We start from the raw sequence: 15721 nt of genomic DNA, 5'->3' as shown, positions 1-15721 counted from the left end.
CGAAACGCCTTGTGGGCTGTTAGAACACGGACCGACCCGAATGGTGTTACGGGATCGATCTGGAGGCTCTGCAACAGAGCCCCTGGCTAGCGGGAGCGGGGCAATGATGCGCTTTCAAACGGGCGTTCGTCAATCGCTTTGTAGTGCTTTTTTTGAGCAACTACATATCGGTGACGGCCTCAGTCGAGAGCTTCGACCTTGATGCGCATGCTCATGTCGTTGGCGCCGCGGGTGGACTGCTGACGCAGGAAGCCCGAGTCATCGCCCTGGCTCGACTGGCTGACGCCACCCAGGGGGATCCACTCGCCGAGGCGACCGCTGACCCGTGTATCGGTGCTCTGCACGTCGATCACGCCAGGCTGGTAGCGATTCACCCGGTCGTTGTTGCTGCTGATGCTGACGTGCACCACGTCGCCGGTGAGGCTGGCGGTGACGTAGAAGCCCTGGGTGACATTGCGGTACTGGGTGTTCTGGTAGACCTGGCCGTAGGGGCCGACGCTGGTGTTGGTCAGCGGCACGCTCTGGCCGACCTGAATCAACGCCGGATAGCCTTCGGTGGCCTGAACCTGCTGAGTGCCGCCGCTGCGGCTGTCGGTGGAGCGGCGAATCACGCGCACCTGGTCGCGGCCGTGCACCTCGCCGCGCCCGGCTATCACCTCGGCGTCACCGGCGCTGACACTGCCATCGACGCGATAGCCGTCGCGGTCCTGAAAGCTGCTCTCGTTGGTGTCGACGCTGATCAGCAGGCGGCGCGGTGCGGTATCCAGTTGCTGCAGCAGGTCGCGCACTTCCTGGATCTTCTCCGCCGAGGCGTTGATCACCAGCTGGTTGCCGTAGGTGCTGACCTTGCCCTGGCCATCGAGCGCCGACTGCACCACCGGCAGTACGTCCTCGGCGGTGCGGTAGTTGAGCTGGATCAGCTCGGTGGCGGCCTGCAGCGGCAGGCTGAGGCCAAGCGACAGGGCGAGCAGGCAGGCGCGCAGGGTCATAGCAGGAAACTCCGCAGGTCGGGGTCGAGAACGCTGATGTCCCAGGCCTGGTCGAACTGCGCCTGACGCTGGCGCACGCGGCCGGGATCGTTGTACAGGGCATAGCCGGCATATTGCTCCGGCAGCTCGCGCAGCAGCAGGCCGCGGTCGTCGGCCAGCAGGTAGGCGCTTTCGTCGCTGGGATGGTCCGGATTGATCTTGCGGATATGCAGGTTGCTGGTGATGCGCTGGGCCAGGTTGAGCAGGCGATGGCCCTGCTTGACCGGCTTGCCGGCGTCGCGCACCAGGATGCGCAGGCGGTTCTTTGGGCTGGCCAGGAGGAGCCGGGTGCAGGCTTCCTGCACGCTTCTGTGGCTGTAGAGCCAGGACTCCAGGTCCGGGCTGTAGATGCACAGGCTATGGCGAGCCTGCTGCAGCAAGGCCAGGGCATGAGACTGGGCCTGTTCCGGGCGGCTGAAGCGTTGCAGGTCGGCATGCTGGCCGAGCTGGAAGGGCGCCGGCTCGTGCGGCTCGGCGGTTACCGCCGGGAGGCTGTCCGGGTTGTGCACGGCAAAACGCCCCGGCGACTGGAAATCGATGGCCGGCAGGTCCGGTTCGTTCGCGTCGAGCGGGGCGTCTTCTTCGTGCATGAGCTCTGTCCTAGTCGCTGTGGCGCACCATCAGTACATGGGGAATGCCGGCCTCGAGGTACTCGCCGCCTTCCACTTGGAAGCCCAGGCGTTCGTAGAACGCGGTGGCATGTACCTGGGCGCTGAGCTTCTGCTCGTGCTGGCCACGCGCCTCGGCGGCCTCGATGGCGGCGCGCATCAATGCATCGCCAACCTTTAGGCCACGCCAGTCCTTGAGCACCGAGACGCGGCCGATCTGGCCGTCCGCCAGCAGGCGCGCGGTGCCAATCGGATAGTCGCCCTCGCAGGCGAGGAAGTGCACGGCCTCAATGTCCTCGTCATCCCATTCGAGCTCTGCCGGCACGGCCTGTTCCGCGACGAACACCGCCTCGCGGATGCGCCGCAGATCGGCATTGTCCTTCTGCCAGTGGGCGAGGCGGACGTGGATCTCACTCATCAGCAAACTCCAAACTTCCTTGCTGGACCAGTTCTTTCACCAGTGTACGCCCGTCGTCGTCGGCCAACCAAGGCGCCAGGTTGTCGCTGTGCAGCGCCTCGGCGGCGCACACCAGGCGCAGCAGTTCCTTGAGGTGGGCCGGCAGCAGGCGGCTCTGGCCGCTGGCGAACAGCACCAGGCCGACGTCCACCTCGCTCCAGGCCAGGCGCGCGCTGGGGTTGCGCACCAGCACGGCGCCGTCTTCGAGGGCGGCGAGGAAGTCCTCTTCCTCGATCTCCGGGCCGGCGACCAGCTCGGGGTAGCGCGGCTCGGTCATGAACTGGCCGAACCAGGTGAGCAGCAGGCGCTCGTCGCTCATGTGCTCGGTCAGCAGCTTCTTCAGGCGGTCGAGGGCGTCCTGCTGGATCTGGTGCGGGTCGCTGATCGGCGCCATGCCGGCGTCGCTGTAGCGCTCCTCGTCCGGCAGGAACTGGGCGAGGAAGTCGGTGAAGTGGGTCAGTACCTCGGCGGCGCTCGGTGCGCGGAAGCCGACCGAGTAGGTCATGCAGTCGTCTTCGGCGATGCCGTAGTGGGCCAGGCGCGGCGGCAGGTAGAGCATGTCGCCGGGCTCCAGCACCCACTCGTCGGTCTGCTCGAAGTCGGCCAGGATGCGCAGGTCGGCGTGTTGCAGCAGCTTGCTGTCGGCATCGCACATCTGGCCGATCTTCCAGCGGCGCTGGCCTTCGGCCTGCAGCAGAAACACGTCGTAGTTGTCGAAGTGCGGGCCGACGCTGCCGCCGGGCGCGGCGAAGCTGATCATCAGGTCGTCGATACGCCAGCTGGGCAGGAAGCCGAAGTCCTTGAGCACCTCGGCCACTTCCGGCACGAACTGGTCGACGGCCTGCACCAGCAGGGTCCAGTCGCGCTCCGGCAGCTGGCTGAAGGCGTCCTCGGCGAACGGGCCGCGGCGCAGCTCCCACGGGTGCGCGCCATGCTCCAGCACCAGGCGCGACTCGACTTCCTCTTCCAGGGCCAGGCCGGCCAGTTCGTCGCCGGTGATCGGGCTCTCGAAGCCGGGGATGGCCTGGCGGATCAGCAGGGGCTTCTGTTGCCAGTAGTCGCGCAGGAACTCGCGAGGAGTGAGGCCGCCCAGCAGCTGCAGAGGAGTATCAGGATTCATGGCTAAGCCTTTGAAAGAGATGAAATGGCTAAAATAAAAACGCCCGGCTCAGCCGGGCGTCGATAAGGCTGGTGCCGCTCAGACGCGCTTGGCCTGCGCGATGGCGTTGCCGATGTAGCTCGCCGGGGTCAGCTGCTTGAGCTCCTCCTTGGCGGCGGCCGGCATGTCCAGGCCGTCGATGAAGGACAGCAGGGCCTCCGGGCTGATGCCCTTGCCGCGGGTCAGCTCCTTGAGCTTCTCGTAGGGGTTCTCAATGGCGTAGCGGCGCATCACGGTCTGGATCGGCTCGGCGAGGACTTCCCAGCAGGCGTCCAGATCGGCGGCGATGCGTTGCTCGTTCAGCTCCAGTTTGCCGATACCCTTGAGGCTGGCTTCGTAGGCGATGACGCTGTGAGCGAAGCCGACGCCAAGGTTGCGCAGCACGGTGGAGTCGGTCAGGTCGCGCTGCCAGCGGGAGATCGGCAGCTTGCTGGCCAGGTGCTGGAAGATCGCGTTGGCGATGCCCAGGTTGCCTTCGGAGTTCTCGAAGTCGATCGGGTTGACCTTGTGCGGCATGGTCGAGGAGCCGATCTCGCCGGCCACGGTCTTCTGCTTGAAGTAGCCGAGGGAGATATAGCCCCAGACGTCGCGATCGAAGTCGATGAGGATGGTGTTGAAGCGAGCGATGGCGTCGAACAGCTCGGCGATGTAGTCGTGCGGCTCGATCTGCGTGGTGTAGGGGTTGAACTGCAGGCCCAGGTCGCCTTCGATGAACTGCTTGGCGTTGGCCTCCCAGTCGATCTGCGGGTAGGCGGACAGGTGGGCGTTGTAGTTGCCCACGGCGCCGTTGATCTTGCCCAGCAGCGGCACGGCGGCTACCTGAGCGATCTGGCGCTCCAGGCGGTAGACGACGTTGGCCAGTTCCTTGCCGAGGGTGGTCGGCGAGGCTGGTTGGCCGTGGGTGCGCGACAGCATCGGCACGCCGGCGAACTTCACGGCCAGCTCGCGGATGGCGGCGGCGATCTGCTTCATCAGCGGCAGCAGAACAGTGTCGCGGCCTTCGCGCAGCATCAGGGCGTGGGACAGGTTGTTGATGTCCTCGCTGGTGCAGGCGAAGTGGATGAACTCGCTCACGGCGGCCAGTTCCGGCAGCTTGGCGGCCTGCTCCTTGAGCAGGTACTCCACGGCTTTGACGTCGTGGTTGGTGGTGCGCTCGATCTCTTTCACGCGCTCGGCGTGTTCGACGGCGAAGTTCTCGGCCAGCTCGTTGAGCAGGGCGTTGGCTTCGGCGGAGAAGGGCGCCACTTCGGCGACGCCTTCATGGGCGGCCAGGCGTTGCAGCCAGCGTACTTCGACCATCACACGGAAACGGATCAGGCCGTATTCGCTGAAGATCGGGCGCAGGGAGCTGGTTTTGCCGGCGTAGCGGCCATCGACGGGGGAAACCGCGGTGAGCGAGGAGAGCTGCATGGAGGCGTTCTCGGACAGGTCGGTCAACGAAAAGGGCGCACATCATACATGAAGTCGCCCGGACTGGTCCGTCCGGTTAGCGGACGGCGGGTCGGCGAGCGATGGACAGCAGGCTGGCGCTGAAGATCAACGCGGCGCCGATCAACGAGGTGAGGTCCGGCATCTCCCCCCAGCGCAGCCAGGCGACGATCCCGGCGAAGACGATGGCCAGGTAGGCGAAGGGGCCGATCAGGCCGGGCGGCGCCAGGCCATAGGCCTTGGACATGACGATCTGGCTGACGGTGGCGAGCAGGCCGATCACCAGCAGCAGGCCGAGCTGGTGCTGGTCCAGCGGCTGCCAGGCCCAGGTCAGCGGCACGGCGGAAATCAGCGCGCTGAACAGCGAGAAGTAGAAGACGATGCGGAAGGCCGGTTCGGTGTCGCTCATCTCACGAATGGAGACGAAGGCGAAGGCGGCCAGGATGCTGGCGGCCAGGCCGACCAGGGCCTGGGTGTCGAGCAGGGCCTCGCTGGGCTTGGCCACCAGCAGCACGCCGACCAGGCCGATGGCGGTAGTCAGCAGCATGCGTTTGGTCAGCGGTTCCTTGAGCAGCCACCAGGCGAGTACGGGTGTGAACACCGGCGCCGAGTAGGTGAAGAGCATGGCGTCGGCCAGCGGCAGGTGGGCGATGGCGTAGAAGAAGCAGTACATCGCCGCCAGGCCGTAGGTGGTGCGCCATAGATGCGACCTGATGCGCCCGGTCTTCAGCGGGCCGGTGCCCTTGAGCAGCACCAGCGGTAGGAAGAACAGCACGCCGACCAGGTTGCGGAAGAACACCACCGACTCGTTGTTGACCCCGCTGGATACTTCGCGGATGCCGACGCCCATCAACGAGAACAACAGAGCGGAAATTGCCAGGAGCAGGGCGCCCTGCACCGGCTTCACGCTGCGGCTGGGGATATCCACGGCTCAGCTCCGCAGCAGCGGATAGAGTTCCTTGAGCAGCTTGCCGCGGCTGAACACCAGCTGCCAGCGGTGACCGCCGAGCTGGCGCCACAGGCGCGCCGAGCGAATGCCGGTGAGCAGCAGGGCGCGCACCTTGGAGGCTACGGCCGGCTGTTGCAGGAAGCGCATGTCGCCGTGCACCTGGATGCGCTGACGGAAGGTGCTGATGGTGTCCTGGTACAGCCCGCCACAGGCGGCCACCACGTTGTCGTGGGTCAGGCCGAAGTGCTCGACCTGATTCTGGATCTGGTCGAGGCGGTTGCCGACGGTCTGCAGCATGTCGTCACGCTTGGCCAGTTGGCGCTCCAGGCCGAGCAGGGCCAGGGCGTAGCGCAGCGGCTCGCGCTGCAGGCTGGCCGGGTTGCGTTCCAGGGTGCTGACCAGGGCCTTGTAGCCCTCACGCAGATTGAGATCGTCGCCGCCGTAGACTTCCAGGGTGCTCTTCGGATCGCGCACCAATAGGCTGCCGAGCAGGCAGCCAAGCTGGGCGTCGCTGACCTGACCGGTGCGTGCCAGCTTGTCCACCAGGCTGGCGGCCTGGAACACGGCGGAGAGGGCGATCAGTTGTTCCTGAATGGGGCTCATGCCAGGCCGGCTCCCTCGAACCAGGGCTCGGCCGTCTCGATCACACCGCCGCCGAGGCAGATCTCGCCGTCGTAGAACACCACGGACTGGCCCGGGGTGACGGCGCGCTGCGGCTCGTCGAACACGGCGCGGTAGCCGTTCTCGGTCTTCTCCAGGGTGCAGGCCTGGTCGGCCTGGCGGTAGCGCACCTTGGCGGTGAGGCGGCGCGGGATGTGCAGATCGACCGGGTTGACCCAGTAGATCTCGGAGGCGAGCAGGGCGCGGGAGAACAGCCAGGGGTGTTCGTTGCCCTGGCCGACCACCAGCACGTTGCGGGTCAGGTCCTTGGCCAGCACATACCAGGGGTCGTCGCCGGCATTCTTCAGGCCGCCGATGCCCAGGCCCTGACGCTGGCCGATGGTGTGGTACATCAGGCCGACGTGGCGGCCGATGACTTCGCCCTCGGTGGTCTCGATGTCGCCCGGCTGGGCCGGCAGGTACTGCTTGAGGAAGTCGCTGAAGCGGCGTTCACCGATGAAGCAGATGCCAGTGGAGTCCTTCTTCTTGGCGGTCGCCAGTTCGTACTTCTCGGCGATGGCGCGCACCTGCGGCTTCTCCAGTTCGCCGACCGGGAACAGGGTGCGGCCGATCTGCTCGCCGCCGACGGCGTGCAGGAAGTAGCTCTGGTCCTTGTTCGGGTCGAGGCCCTTGAGCAGTTCGCTGCGGCTGTCGACATCGCGGCGGCGCACATAGTGGCCGGTGGCGATCAGATCGGCGCCGAGGCTCAGTGCGTAGTCGAGGAAGGCTTTGAACTTGATCTCGCGGTTGCACAGGATGTCCGGGTTCGGCGTGCGTCCGGCCTTGTATTCGGCGAGGAAGTGCTCGAACACGTTGTCCCAGTATTCCGCCGCGAAGTTGGCGGTGTGCAGCTTGATGCCGATGCGGTCGCACACGGCCTGGGCGTCGGCCAGGTCGTCCATGGCGGTGCAGTATTCGGTGCCGTCGTCTTCTTCCCAGTTCTTCATGAACAGGCCTTCCACCTGGTAGCCCTGCTCGAGCAGCAGGAGGGCGGAAACGGAAGAGTCGACGCCGCCGGACATGCCGACGATCACTCGGGTATTGGCTGGTTCGCGCATGGGAATTCGAAGGGGGCTGACTGCAGAAAGTGGACGATTCTATCAGGAGCGGGCGCTGCGCGGCGAATCAGGCCGGGTCGCGGATCAGGCTCAGGGAGTGGCGTTCGCCGGCCAGGTAGTCATCGATGCAGCGCAGCACCAGTTCGCTGCGCCAGCGTTCGGGCTGGGCGGCCAGCTCGTCGCGGGTCAGCCATTGCGGGCCGATGATGCCCTCGTCCAGCGGCGAATCCGGCAGGTGGCGCAGCGGCCTGGCGGCGAAGCATACGCGCTGGTAAGTCACGCCATTGCTCGGTGCGGTATACAGGTAGATGCCGGTGACGGCGGTCAGCTCGACCTGCCAGCCGGTTTCTTCCAGGGTTTCGCGCAGGGCTGCCTCGATCAGACTTTCGTCGGCTTCCAGATGGCCGGCAGGCTGGTTAAATACCGCCTGGCCGCCGGCCAGCTCCTCGACCAGCAGGAAGCGGCCCTGGTCCTCGACGACGGTGGCGACTGTGACGTGGGGGGTAAAGCGCATTGCGGAAACCTCTGCGAAGCAACGGGGCTAACTGTCGGCTGAGACCGAAGTCAAAGCATTCTGGAGCCGAGCTGCTAGGATTGAAAACGCCCTTGCGGGACATTCTGTAGCGTGCCTGTAGTTTGACTACACGAATGGCGCCGGGCCAGGATCTAAGCAGTCTAGGCTGTCACCAGGCTGTCAGTAAATGTCGAAAAGTGCGTGACTTTCTGTAGAAAAACTACAAGAATGCGGCACCTTTCCGAGACCCAAAGTATCGTCCGTCGCGCCACCCGTTCGACGGATTGTCAGACCACGAAAACAAACGGAGTCCAGCATGGGATACCAGAAGATCCAGGTGCCTGCGAACGGCGACAAAATCACCGTCAACGCCGACATGTCCCTGAACGTGCCGAACAACCCGATCATCCCCTTCATCGAAGGTGATGGCATCGGTGTCGATATCAGCCCGGTGATGATCAAGGTCGTCGACGCTGCCGTCCAGAAAGCCTACGGCGGCGAGCGCAAGATCGCCTGGATGGAAGTCTACGCCGGCGAAAAAGCCACCCAGGTCTACGACCAGGACACCTGGCTGCCGAAAGAAACTCTGGAAGCCGTGCGCGACTACGTCGTGTCCATCAAGGGCCCTCTGACCACTCCGGTCGGCGGTGGCATCCGTTCGCTGAACGTGGCCCTGCGCCAGGAGCTGGACCTGTACGTCTGCCTGCGTCCGGTGCGCTGGTTCGAAGGCGTGCCTAGCCCGGTCAAGAAGCCAGGCGACGTCGACATGACCATCTTCCGCGAAAACTCGGAAGACATTTATGCCGGTATCGAGTGGAAGGCCGGTTCGCCAGAAGCGACCAAGGTCATCAAGTTCCTGAAAGAAGAAATGGGCGTCACCAAGATCCGTTTCGACCAGGACTGCGGTATCGGCGTCAAGCCGGTGTCCAAAGAAGGCACCAAGCGTCTGGTGCGCAAGGCTCTGCAGTACACCGTCGACAACGACCGCGACTCGCTGACCATCGTGCACAAAGGCAACATCATGAAGTTCACTGAAGGTGCCTTCAAAGATTGGGGCTACGAAGTGGCGCGTGACGAGTTCGGCGCCGAGCTGCTGGACGGCGGCCCGTGGATGCAGTTCAAGAACCCGAACACCGGCAAGAACATCGTGGTGAAAGACGCCATCGCCGACGCCATGCTGCAGCAGATCCTGCTGCGTCCGGCCGAGTACGACGTGATCGCCACCCTGAACCTGAACGGTGACTACCTGTCCGACGCCCTGGCGGCGGAAGTGGGTGGTATCGGTATCGCTCCGGGCGCCAACCTGTCCGATAGCGTGGCCATGTTCGAAGCTACCCACGGCACCGCGCCGAAGTACGCCGGTCTGGACAAGGTCAACCCGGGTTCGGTCATCCTCTCTGCCGAGATGATGCTGCGCCACATGGGCTGGCTGGAAGCTGCCGACCTGATCATCAAGGGCACCAACGGTGCCATCGCCGCGAAGACCGTGACTTACGACTTCGAGCGTCTGATGGAAGGCGCCAAGCTGCTGTCCTGCTCCGAGTTCGGCGACGCCCTCATCGCCCACATGTAAGCGACGAGTGGTAAACAAAAAGGCCGGTCATTGACCGGCCTTTTTTATTTAAGCTCTCTTATCAGGCTTCTACCGGAGTGCTTTGCGGCGAGCTGGTGGTCGCCGGGGATTCACTGGTTGCCAGAATCGGGCTGATATTGACTGCATGCAGGCCCTTGGGACCTTGCACAATATCGAACTTGACCGCTTGACCGGCCTTGAGAGTCTTGTAGCCGTCCATCTGGATAGCCGAGTAATGGGCGAACAGGTCCTCATCTCGGCCATCGGCCACGATGAATCCGTAGCCCTTGGCGTTGTTGAACCACTTGACCTTACCGCTGAGCATGCTGACATCCCTCTGCAAAGGACTCCATCACTGGAGTATCATCCACTTCAGCTCCACGTCCGACTTCGGCCGTAAGGGCACTAGCCGCGGAACCCCGATACCCGAGAAGGGTATTCACTGTTTGTAACACCGTTTTGCCTTTAGTCAAGGTGCTAGGGCGGCCGGCTGAGAAACCGATCAAACTCCGTCTAGCATCAACCTCCGACCGGTCACGAGACCATTAGTTCAGCATGCATCCACGCAGCCAGATTCGACTAACATTCAATCAAGATCGTCCGAGCGAGCACGAGGACGATTCGACCGGCCTGGCAGTGCAGGAAGCGAAGCCGGCACTGCAGGCACCGCCTCTGTATAAGGTGCTGATGTTCAACGACGATTACACTCCGATGGATTTTGTGGTCGAAGTACTAGAGCTGTTCTTTGGTATGAACCGGCAGCTGGCCACCAAGGTCATGCTTACTGTACATACGGAAGGAAAGGCAATCTGCGGGGTGTTTACTCGCGATATCGCAGAGACCAAGGCGATGCAGGTCAACCAGTACGCCAAGGAAAGCCAGCATCCGCTACTCTGTGAGATAGAAAAGGACGGTTGAGCCGTCCCGCTTGGGCAAGAGGTGAAGCTATGTTGAATCGAGAGCTGGAAGTCACCCTCAATCTGGCCTTCAAGGAGGCACGTGCCAAGCGCCATGAGTTCATGACGGTCGAGCACCTGCTTCTCGCCTTGCTGGATAACGAGGCTGCAGCAACCGTACTGCGCGCCTGTGGCGCCAACCTGGACAAGCTCCGGCATGATCTGCAGGAGTTCATCGACTCCACCACCCCACTGATTCCGCAGCACGACGAAGAGCGTGAGACCCAGCCAACCCTGGGCTTCCAGCGCGTGCTGCAGCGTGCCGTATTCCACGTGCAGAGTTCCGGCAAGCGCGAAGTCACTGGCGCCAACGTGCTGGTCGCGATCTTCAGCGAGCAGGAAAGCCAGGCGGTGTTCCTGCTCAAGCAGCAGAGCGTCGCCCGCATCGACGTGGTCAACTACATCGCCCATGGCATCTCCAAGGTGCCGGGCCATGCCGACCACCACGAGAACGAGCAGGAAATGCAGGACGAGGAGGGCGGTGAGTCCGCAGCCTCGGGCAATCCGCTGGATGCCTACGCCAGCAACCTCAATGAACTGTCGCGTCTGGGTCGCATCGATCCGCTGGTAGGGCGTGAGCACGAGGTCGAGCGCGTGGCACAGATTCTCGCGCGCCGCCGCAAGAACAACCCGCTGCTGGTCGGTGAGGCCGGGGTCGGCAAGACCGCCATCGCCGAAGGCCTGGCCAAGCGCATCGTCGACGGCCAGGTGCCGGATCTGTTGTCCGAGAGCGTGGTCTACTCCCTCGATCTCGGTGCGCTGCTGGCTGGCACCAAGTACCGCGGCGACTTCGAGAAGCGCTTCAAGGCGCTACTCAACGAGCTGCGCAAGCGCCCGCACGCGATCCTGTTCATCGACGAGATCCACACCATCATCGGTGCCGGTGCGGCCTCGGGTGGGGTGATGGATGCCTCCAACCTGCTCAAGCCGCTGCTGTCGTCCGGTGAGATCCGCTGCATCGGCTCCACCACCTTCCAGGAATTCCGCGGCATCTTCGAGAAGGATCGGGCCCTGGCGCGGCGCTTCCAGAAAGTCGATGTCACCGAGCCGTCTGTGGAAGACACCGTCGGTATCCTCAAGGGGCTCAAGGCGCGCTTCGAGCAGCATCACCACATCGAGTACAGCGACGAGGCCCTGCGCGCAGCGGCCGAGCTGGCGGCGCGCTACATCAATGACCGGCACATGCCGGACAAGGCCATCGACGTGATCGACGAGGCGGGTGCCTATCAGCGCTTGCAGCCGGAAGAGAAGCGCGCCAAGCGCATCGAAGTGGCCCAGGTCGAGGATATCGTCGCGAAGATCGCGCGGATTCCGCCGAAGCATGTCAGCAGCTCGGACAAGGAGTTGCTGCGCAACCTGGAGCGCGATCTCAAGCTCACCGTGTTCGGCCAGGATGCGGCGATCGATTCGCTGTCCACCGCCATCAAGCTGTCTCGCGCCGGTCTCAAGGCGCCGGACAAACCGGTGGGCTCCTTCCTGTTCGCCGGTCCGACCGGCGTGGGCAAGACCGAGGCCGCTCGCCAGTTGGCCAAGGCCATGGGCATCGAGCTGGTGCGCTTCGACATGTCCGAGTACATGGAGCGCCACACCGTGTCGCGCCTGATCGGTGCTCCGCCCGGCTATGTCGGTTTCGACCAGGGTGGTCTGCTGACCGAGGCCATCACCAAGCAGCCGCACTGCGTGTTGCTGCTGGACGAAATCGAGAAGGCTCACCCGGAGGTCTTCAACCTGCTGCTGCAGGTGATGGATCACGGCACGCTGACCGACAACAACGGGCGCAAGGCGGACTTCCGCAACGTGATCCTGATCATGACCACCAACGCCGGCGCGGAAACCGCGGCGCGTGCGTCGATCGGCTTCACCCTGCAGGACCATTCGTCCGACGCCATGGAAGTGATCAAGAAGAGCTTCACGCCGGAGTTCCGCAACCGCCTGGATACCATCATCCAGTTCGGCCGCCTGACCCACGAAGTGATCAAGAGCATCGTCGACAAGTTCCTCACCGAACTGCAGGCGCAGCTGGAGGACAAGCGGGTGCAGCTGGTGGTCAGCGACGCGGCGCGTGGCTGGCTGGCGGAGGGTGGCTACGACGTGCAGATGGGCGCACGCCCGATGGCGCGGCTGATTCAGGACAAGATCAAGCGGCCGTTGGCCGAAGAGATCCTGTTCGGCGAACTGGCCGAGCATGGCGGCGTAGTGCACATCGACCTGGAAGCTGGCGAGCTGCACTTCGAGTTCGAGACTACGGCCGAGCCGGCCTGATATCCGTAGGCAAACGAAAACGCCCGGCGATGCCGGGCGTTTTTGTATTCGGACCTTGTCTGGTCGACTCCGCCAGGGCGGAATCAGCGGGCGCGATAGGTGATGCGGCCCTTGCTCAGGTCATACGGCGTCAGTTCGACGCGGACCTTGTCGCCAGTCAGAATGCGGATGTAGTTCTTGCGCATCTTGCCGGAGATGTGCGCGGTAACGACGTGCCCGTTTTCCAACTCCACACGGAACATGGTGTTGGGCAGGGTGTCGACGACAGTACCTTCCAATTCGAAGCTGTCTTCTTTCGACATGCAGTAAAGCCCTCGGTATCCAAAGATTGGCCCGGTGCAACGACGCCCAGGCAAAAGCGGCGTGCATTGTGCCCGAAAAGGGTAAGGGCCGCCAAGTGGCTGGAGAGTCGGGAAATGGCCGTGGCCGTTGTGCTCAGGTCAGTACGACCCAGCGCTGATTGACGAACAGCTCGATGGGGCGGTACTGGGTCTTGTAGCTCATCTTCCGGCAATTCTTGATCCAGTAGCCGAGATAGACCGCCTGCAGCCCCAAACGTGCAGCCTCGCCGATCTGCCAGAGAATGGCGAAGCGGCCGAGGCTGCGGCGTTCCTCGGCGGGGTCGTAGAAGGTGTAGACCGCCGATAGACCGTTGGGCAATACGTCGGTCACGGCCACCGCGACCAGCGTTCCTGCCAGGCGGAATTCATAGAAGCGAGCGAATGGCAGATCGCGGACCAGGAAGGTACTGAACTGGTCGCGGCTCGGCGGATACATGTCGCCGTCGGCGTGGCGCTGCTCAATGTAGCGCACGTAGAGGGCATAGTACTCCTCGCTGAATGCAGGGCGCACGGCGCGTACCTGGATATCGGCGTTGCGCTTGAGGATGCGTTTCTGCTGGCGGCTGGGGATGAACTGGTCGGCGGGGATGCGCGCCGGCACGCAAGCGGTGCAGCGCTGGCAGTGTGGGCGATAGAGGTGGTCACCGCTGCGGCGGAAGCCCATTTCCGACAGTTCGGCATAGACCTGCACATCCATGGGCTGGCTGGGATCGAGGAACAGGGTGGTGGCCTGTTCTTCGGGCAGGTAGCTGCATGGATGTGGCTGAGTGGCGTAGAACTTGAGGCGAGCCAGCTCGGTCATGGTCAACCCTCGGGAAACCCCTGGGACAAGTGTATGTCAGGCTACTGACTGCTACCACAGGCCCGCTTCATGGCTGCCAGTCGGCAGTGCTGGGCTGGTCCAGGTAACGCTGCAGGTAGTCGGCAAACTCCTCGCGGGCGATGGGGCGCGCGCCGAAGCTGTGCAGGTGCTGGGTCGGCATCTGGCAGTCGATCAGGGCGAAGCCCCAATCCCGCAGCCTGCCGACCAGAGTGGCGAAGCCGACCTTGGAGGCATTGTCGGCGCGGCTGAACATCGACTCACCGAAGAACAGCCGGCCCATGGCCAGGCCATAGAGCCCGCCGACCAGCAGCTCGCCGTCCCACACTTCCACCGAATGGGCAAATCCGCGGCTGTGCAGTTCCAGATAGGCGCTGCGCATCGAGTCGGTGATCCAGGTGCCGTCGGCGTAATCGCGCGGGCCGGCGCAGCCCTCGATGACGGCGGCGAAATCCTGATCAAAGGTCACGCGATAGCGCTGTTGGCGGATCAGCTTGGCCAGGCTGCGTGACAGGTGGAATTCGTCGGGAATCAGCACGGTGCGCGGATCGGGCGACCACCAGAGCAGTGGCTGGCCCTCGGAGAACCAGGGGAAGCAGCCGTGCCGGTAGGCGGCGATCAGGCGTTGCGCGGACAGATCGCCGCCGGCGGCGAGCAGGCCATTGGGCTCGCGCAGGGCCTTGTCCAGTGGTGGAAAGTCCAGCGAGTCGCGCTGTAGCCAGGTCAGCATGCGGAGGGGGAGGGCAGGGCGGGCGTCAGGCGCCCGCCCATGGGCTCAGACGTCGAGGTACTTCTCGGCGTCCAGCGCGGCCATGCAGCCGGCACCTGCCGAGGTGATGGCCTGGCGGTAGACGTGGTCGGCCACGTCGCCAGCGGCGAATACGCCCTCGATGCTGGTGGCGGTGGCGTTGCCTTCGCTGCCGCCCTGGATGACCAGATAGCCGTCGCGCATTTCCAGCTGGCCCTGGAACAAGTCGGTGTTGGGCTTGTGGCCGATGGCGATGAACACGCCGGCCAGCTGCAGCTCCTTGGTGCTGCCGTCGGCGGTGCTCTTCAGGCGTACGCCGGTCACGCCGGTGTTGTCGCCCAGCACTTCGTCCAGGGTGTGGTTCCAGTGCAGGCGCACGTTGCCGTTGGCGGCTTTGTCGAACAGCTTGTCCTGCAGGATCTTCTCCGAGCGCAGCTTGTCGCGGCGGTGGATCAGGTGGACTTCCTTGGCGATGTTCGACAGATACAGCGCTTCCTCGACGGCGGTATTGCCGCCGCCGATCACGCAGACCACCTGGTTGCGGTAGAAGAAGCCGTCGCAGGTGGCGCAGGCGGACACGCCCTTGCCGGCGAAGGCTTCCTCGGACGGCAGGCCTAGGTACTGGGCGCTGGCGCCGGTGGCGATGATCAGGGCGTCACAGGTGTAGGTGCCGCTGTCGCCCTTGAGGGTGAAGGGTTTGCTCTGCAACTCGGCGGTGTGGATGTGGTCGTAGACGATCTCGGTATCGAAGCGCTCGGCGTGTTCCTGCATGCGCTGCATCAGCGCCGGGCCGGTCAGGCCGTGTACGTCACCCGGCCAGTTGTCGACTTCGGTGGTGGTGGTGAGCTGGCCGCCGGGCTGAATTCCGGTGATCACGACAGGCTTGAGGTTGGCGCGGGCGGCGTAGACGGCAGCGGTGTAGCCGGCCGGGCCGGAGCCCAGGATGATCAGGCGTGAATGCTTGACTTCGCTCATAAAAAGACCCCATAAGCCTTTGTCACAAAAGAGAATGCATGCTCCAATTGAGCCGCACGTAAGAGATAGCCGGGTATGCTACACCGAAGCAGGATAAGCCGGCAAAACGGCCCGGCGGCCTGGCACGATACCTGTAAATTTGTACAATGGTCGCCACTTTGCGTGTTCCACCGATCGTCAGTCGC

17 protein-coding genes are annotated in these 15721 nt (G+C 63.9%); 3 read left to right on the top strand and 14 right to left on the bottom strand.

Going from position 1 to position 15721, the window contains the following annotated elements; all coding sequences use genetic code 11:
• Window positions 1–179: 179 nt before the first annotated feature.
• The 9 genes from FFS62_RS13780 to FFS62_RS13740 form a co-directional block, all read right to left on the bottom strand.
• Window positions 180–989 (bottom strand): secretin N-terminal domain-containing protein, encoded by an 810-nt coding sequence (locus FFS62_RS13780; protein ID WP_137973362.1) that lies wholly within the window; start codon window positions 987–989, stop codon window positions 180–182.
• Window positions 986–1618, bottom strand: a complete 633-nt coding sequence (locus tag FFS62_RS13775; protein ID WP_137973361.1) for a histone acetyltransferase HPA2 — start codon at window positions 1616–1618, stop codon at window positions 986–988. The genes FFS62_RS13780 and FFS62_RS13775 overlap by 4 nt, the downstream gene beginning before the upstream one ends.
• A 10-nt stretch (window positions 1619–1628) precedes the next feature.
• Window positions 1629–2054 (bottom strand): GNAT family N-acetyltransferase, encoded by a 426-nt coding sequence (locus FFS62_RS13770; protein WP_137973360.1) that lies wholly within the window; start codon window positions 2052–2054, stop codon window positions 1629–1631.
• A complete protein-coding gene (locus FFS62_RS13765; RefSeq protein ID WP_137973359.1) occupies window positions 2047–3213 on the bottom strand; it encodes a cupin domain-containing protein in 1167 nt (388 codons plus the stop codon). The genes FFS62_RS13770 and FFS62_RS13765 overlap by 8 nt, the downstream gene beginning before the upstream one ends.
• 78 nt (window positions 3214–3291) lie before the next feature.
• Complete coding sequence (gene purB / locus FFS62_RS13760; protein ID WP_137973435.1) at window positions 3292–4662, bottom strand: adenylosuccinate lyase; 1371 nt, start codon at window positions 4660–4662, stop codon at window positions 3292–3294.
• A 76-nt stretch (window positions 4663–4738) separates the two neighbouring features.
• Entirely contained in the window at window positions 4739–5608 is an 870-nt protein-coding gene (locus tag FFS62_RS13755) for a DMT family transporter (RefSeq protein ID WP_137973358.1), read from the bottom strand.
• Window positions 5609–5611: 3 nt separating this feature from the next.
• Window positions 5612–6232, bottom strand: coding sequence for a high frequency lysogenization protein HflD (gene hflD / locus FFS62_RS13750; protein ID WP_137973357.1), 621 nt, complete (start codon window positions 6230–6232; stop codon window positions 5612–5614).
• Window positions 6229–7347 carry a tRNA 2-thiouridine(34) synthase MnmA gene (gene mnmA, locus FFS62_RS13745; protein ID WP_137973356.1) on the bottom strand — a complete coding sequence of 373 codons (1119 nt, stop codon included), beginning with the start codon at window positions 7345–7347 and terminating at the stop codon, window positions 6229–6231. Before mnmA ends, hflD begins: the two co-directional genes overlap by 4 nt.
• A 67-nt stretch (window positions 7348–7414) precedes the next feature.
• Entirely contained in the window at window positions 7415–7861 is a 447-nt protein-coding gene (locus FFS62_RS13740; protein ID WP_137973355.1) for an NUDIX hydrolase, read from the bottom strand.
• A gap of 316 nt (window positions 7862–8177) precedes the next feature.
• Between FFS62_RS13740 and icd the strand changes: the two genes are divergently transcribed.
• Window positions 8178–9434 (top strand): NADP-dependent isocitrate dehydrogenase, encoded by a 1257-nt coding sequence (gene icd / locus FFS62_RS13735; RefSeq protein ID WP_137973354.1) that lies wholly within the window; start codon window positions 8178–8180, stop codon window positions 9432–9434.
• A 61-nt stretch (window positions 9435–9495) separates the two neighbouring features.
• Here icd and cspD read toward each other — a convergent pair whose 3' ends face one another.
• Window positions 9496–9759 (bottom strand): cold shock domain-containing protein CspD, encoded by a 264-nt coding sequence (gene cspD / locus FFS62_RS13730; protein ID WP_137973353.1) that lies wholly within the window; start codon window positions 9757–9759, stop codon window positions 9496–9498.
• A 230-nt stretch (window positions 9760–9989) separates the two neighbouring features.
• On the opposite strand from cspD, the gene clpS reads away from it, so the two are divergent.
• Entirely contained in the window at window positions 9990–10352 is a 363-nt protein-coding gene (clpS, locus tag FFS62_RS13725; protein ID WP_137973352.1) for an ATP-dependent Clp protease adapter ClpS, read from the top strand.
• A gap of 29 nt (window positions 10353–10381) precedes the next feature.
• Window positions 10382–12652 carry an ATP-dependent Clp protease ATP-binding subunit ClpA gene (gene clpA, locus FFS62_RS13720; RefSeq protein WP_137973351.1) on the top strand — a complete coding sequence of 757 codons (2271 nt, stop codon included), beginning with the start codon at window positions 10382–10384 and terminating at the stop codon, window positions 12650–12652.
• An 83-nt stretch (window positions 12653–12735) separates the two neighbouring features.
• Here the strand turns inward: clpA and infA are convergent, their stop codons facing one another.
• From infA to trxB, 4 genes are all read right to left on the bottom strand, one after another.
• On the bottom strand, window positions 12736–12954 hold the full coding sequence (gene infA, locus FFS62_RS13715; protein WP_137973350.1) for a translation initiation factor IF-1: 219 nt from the start codon (window positions 12952–12954) through the stop codon (window positions 12736–12738).
• Window positions 12955–13087: 133 nt separating this feature from the next.
• On the bottom strand, window positions 13088–13795 hold the full coding sequence (locus tag FFS62_RS13710) for an arginyltransferase (protein WP_137973349.1): 708 nt from the start codon (window positions 13793–13795) through the stop codon (window positions 13088–13090).
• A 67-nt stretch (window positions 13796–13862) separates the two neighbouring features.
• Window positions 13863–14543, bottom strand: coding sequence for a leucyl/phenylalanyl-tRNA--protein transferase (aat, locus tag FFS62_RS13705; RefSeq protein ID WP_137973348.1), 681 nt, complete (start codon window positions 14541–14543; stop codon window positions 13863–13865).
• 45 nt (window positions 14544–14588) lie between these two features.
• Window positions 14589–15536 (bottom strand): thioredoxin-disulfide reductase, encoded by a 948-nt coding sequence (gene trxB / locus FFS62_RS13700; protein ID WP_137973347.1) that lies wholly within the window; start codon window positions 15534–15536, stop codon window positions 14589–14591.
• Window positions 15537–15721: the final 185 nt, after the last annotated feature.

Source organism: Pseudomonas sp. F(2018), from assembly GCF_005508865.1.
GTDB lineage: Bacteria > Pseudomonadota > Gammaproteobacteria > Pseudomonadales > Pseudomonadaceae > Aquipseudomonas.
This window is presented reverse-complemented; position numbering and strand designations above follow the sequence as displayed.

What these genes read in the sequence shown, in the direction of transcription:
- FFS62_RS13765 (WP_137973359.1), bottom strand. Translation starts at nt 3,213, where the DNA reads ATGAATCCTGATACTCCTCTGCAGCTGCTGGGCGGCCTCACTCCTCGC.
- trxB (WP_137973347.1), bottom strand. Translation starts at nt 15,536, where the DNA reads ATGAGCGAAGTCAAGCATTCACGCCTGATCATCCTGGGCTCCGGCCCG.
- hflD (WP_137973357.1), bottom strand. Translation starts at nt 6,232, where the DNA reads ATGAGCCCCATTCAGGAACAACTGATCGCCCTCTCCGCCGTGTTCCAG.
- clpS (WP_137973352.1), top strand. Translation starts at nt 9,990, where the DNA reads ATGCATCCACGCAGCCAGATTCGACTAACATTCAATCAAGATCGTCCG.
- FFS62_RS13775 (WP_137973361.1), bottom strand. Translation starts at nt 1,618, where the DNA reads ATGCACGAAGAAGACGCCCCGCTCGACGCGAACGAACCGGACCTGCCG.
- FFS62_RS13740 (WP_137973355.1), bottom strand. Translation starts at nt 7,861, where the DNA reads ATGCGCTTTACCCCCCACGTCACAGTCGCCACCGTCGTCGAGGACCAG.
- mnmA (WP_137973356.1), bottom strand. Translation starts at nt 7,347, where the DNA reads ATGCGCGAACCAGCCAATACCCGAGTGATCGTCGGCATGTCCGGCGGC.
- infA (WP_137973350.1), bottom strand. Translation starts at nt 12,954, where the DNA reads ATGTCGAAAGAAGACAGCTTCGAATTGGAAGGTACTGTCGTCGACACC.
- FFS62_RS13780 (WP_137973362.1), bottom strand. Translation starts at nt 989, where the DNA reads ATGACCCTGCGCGCCTGCCTGCTCGCCCTGTCGCTTGGCCTCAGCCTG.
- icd (WP_137973354.1), top strand. Translation starts at nt 8,178, where the DNA reads ATGGGATACCAGAAGATCCAGGTGCCTGCGAACGGCGACAAAATCACC.
- purB (WP_137973435.1), bottom strand. Translation starts at nt 4,662, where the DNA reads ATGCAGCTCTCCTCGCTCACCGCGGTTTCCCCCGTCGATGGCCGCTAC.
- FFS62_RS13770 (WP_137973360.1), bottom strand. Translation starts at nt 2,054, where the DNA reads ATGAGTGAGATCCACGTCCGCCTCGCCCACTGGCAGAAGGACAATGCC.
- clpA (WP_137973351.1), top strand. Translation starts at nt 10,382, where the DNA reads ATGTTGAATCGAGAGCTGGAAGTCACCCTCAATCTGGCCTTCAAGGAG.
- aat (WP_137973348.1), bottom strand. Translation starts at nt 14,543, where the DNA reads ATGCTGACCTGGCTACAGCGCGACTCGCTGGACTTTCCACCACTGGAC.
- cspD (WP_137973353.1), bottom strand. Translation starts at nt 9,759, where the DNA reads ATGCTCAGCGGTAAGGTCAAGTGGTTCAACAACGCCAAGGGCTACGGA.
- FFS62_RS13710 (WP_137973349.1), bottom strand. Translation starts at nt 13,795, where the DNA reads ATGACCGAGCTGGCTCGCCTCAAGTTCTACGCCACTCAGCCACATCCA.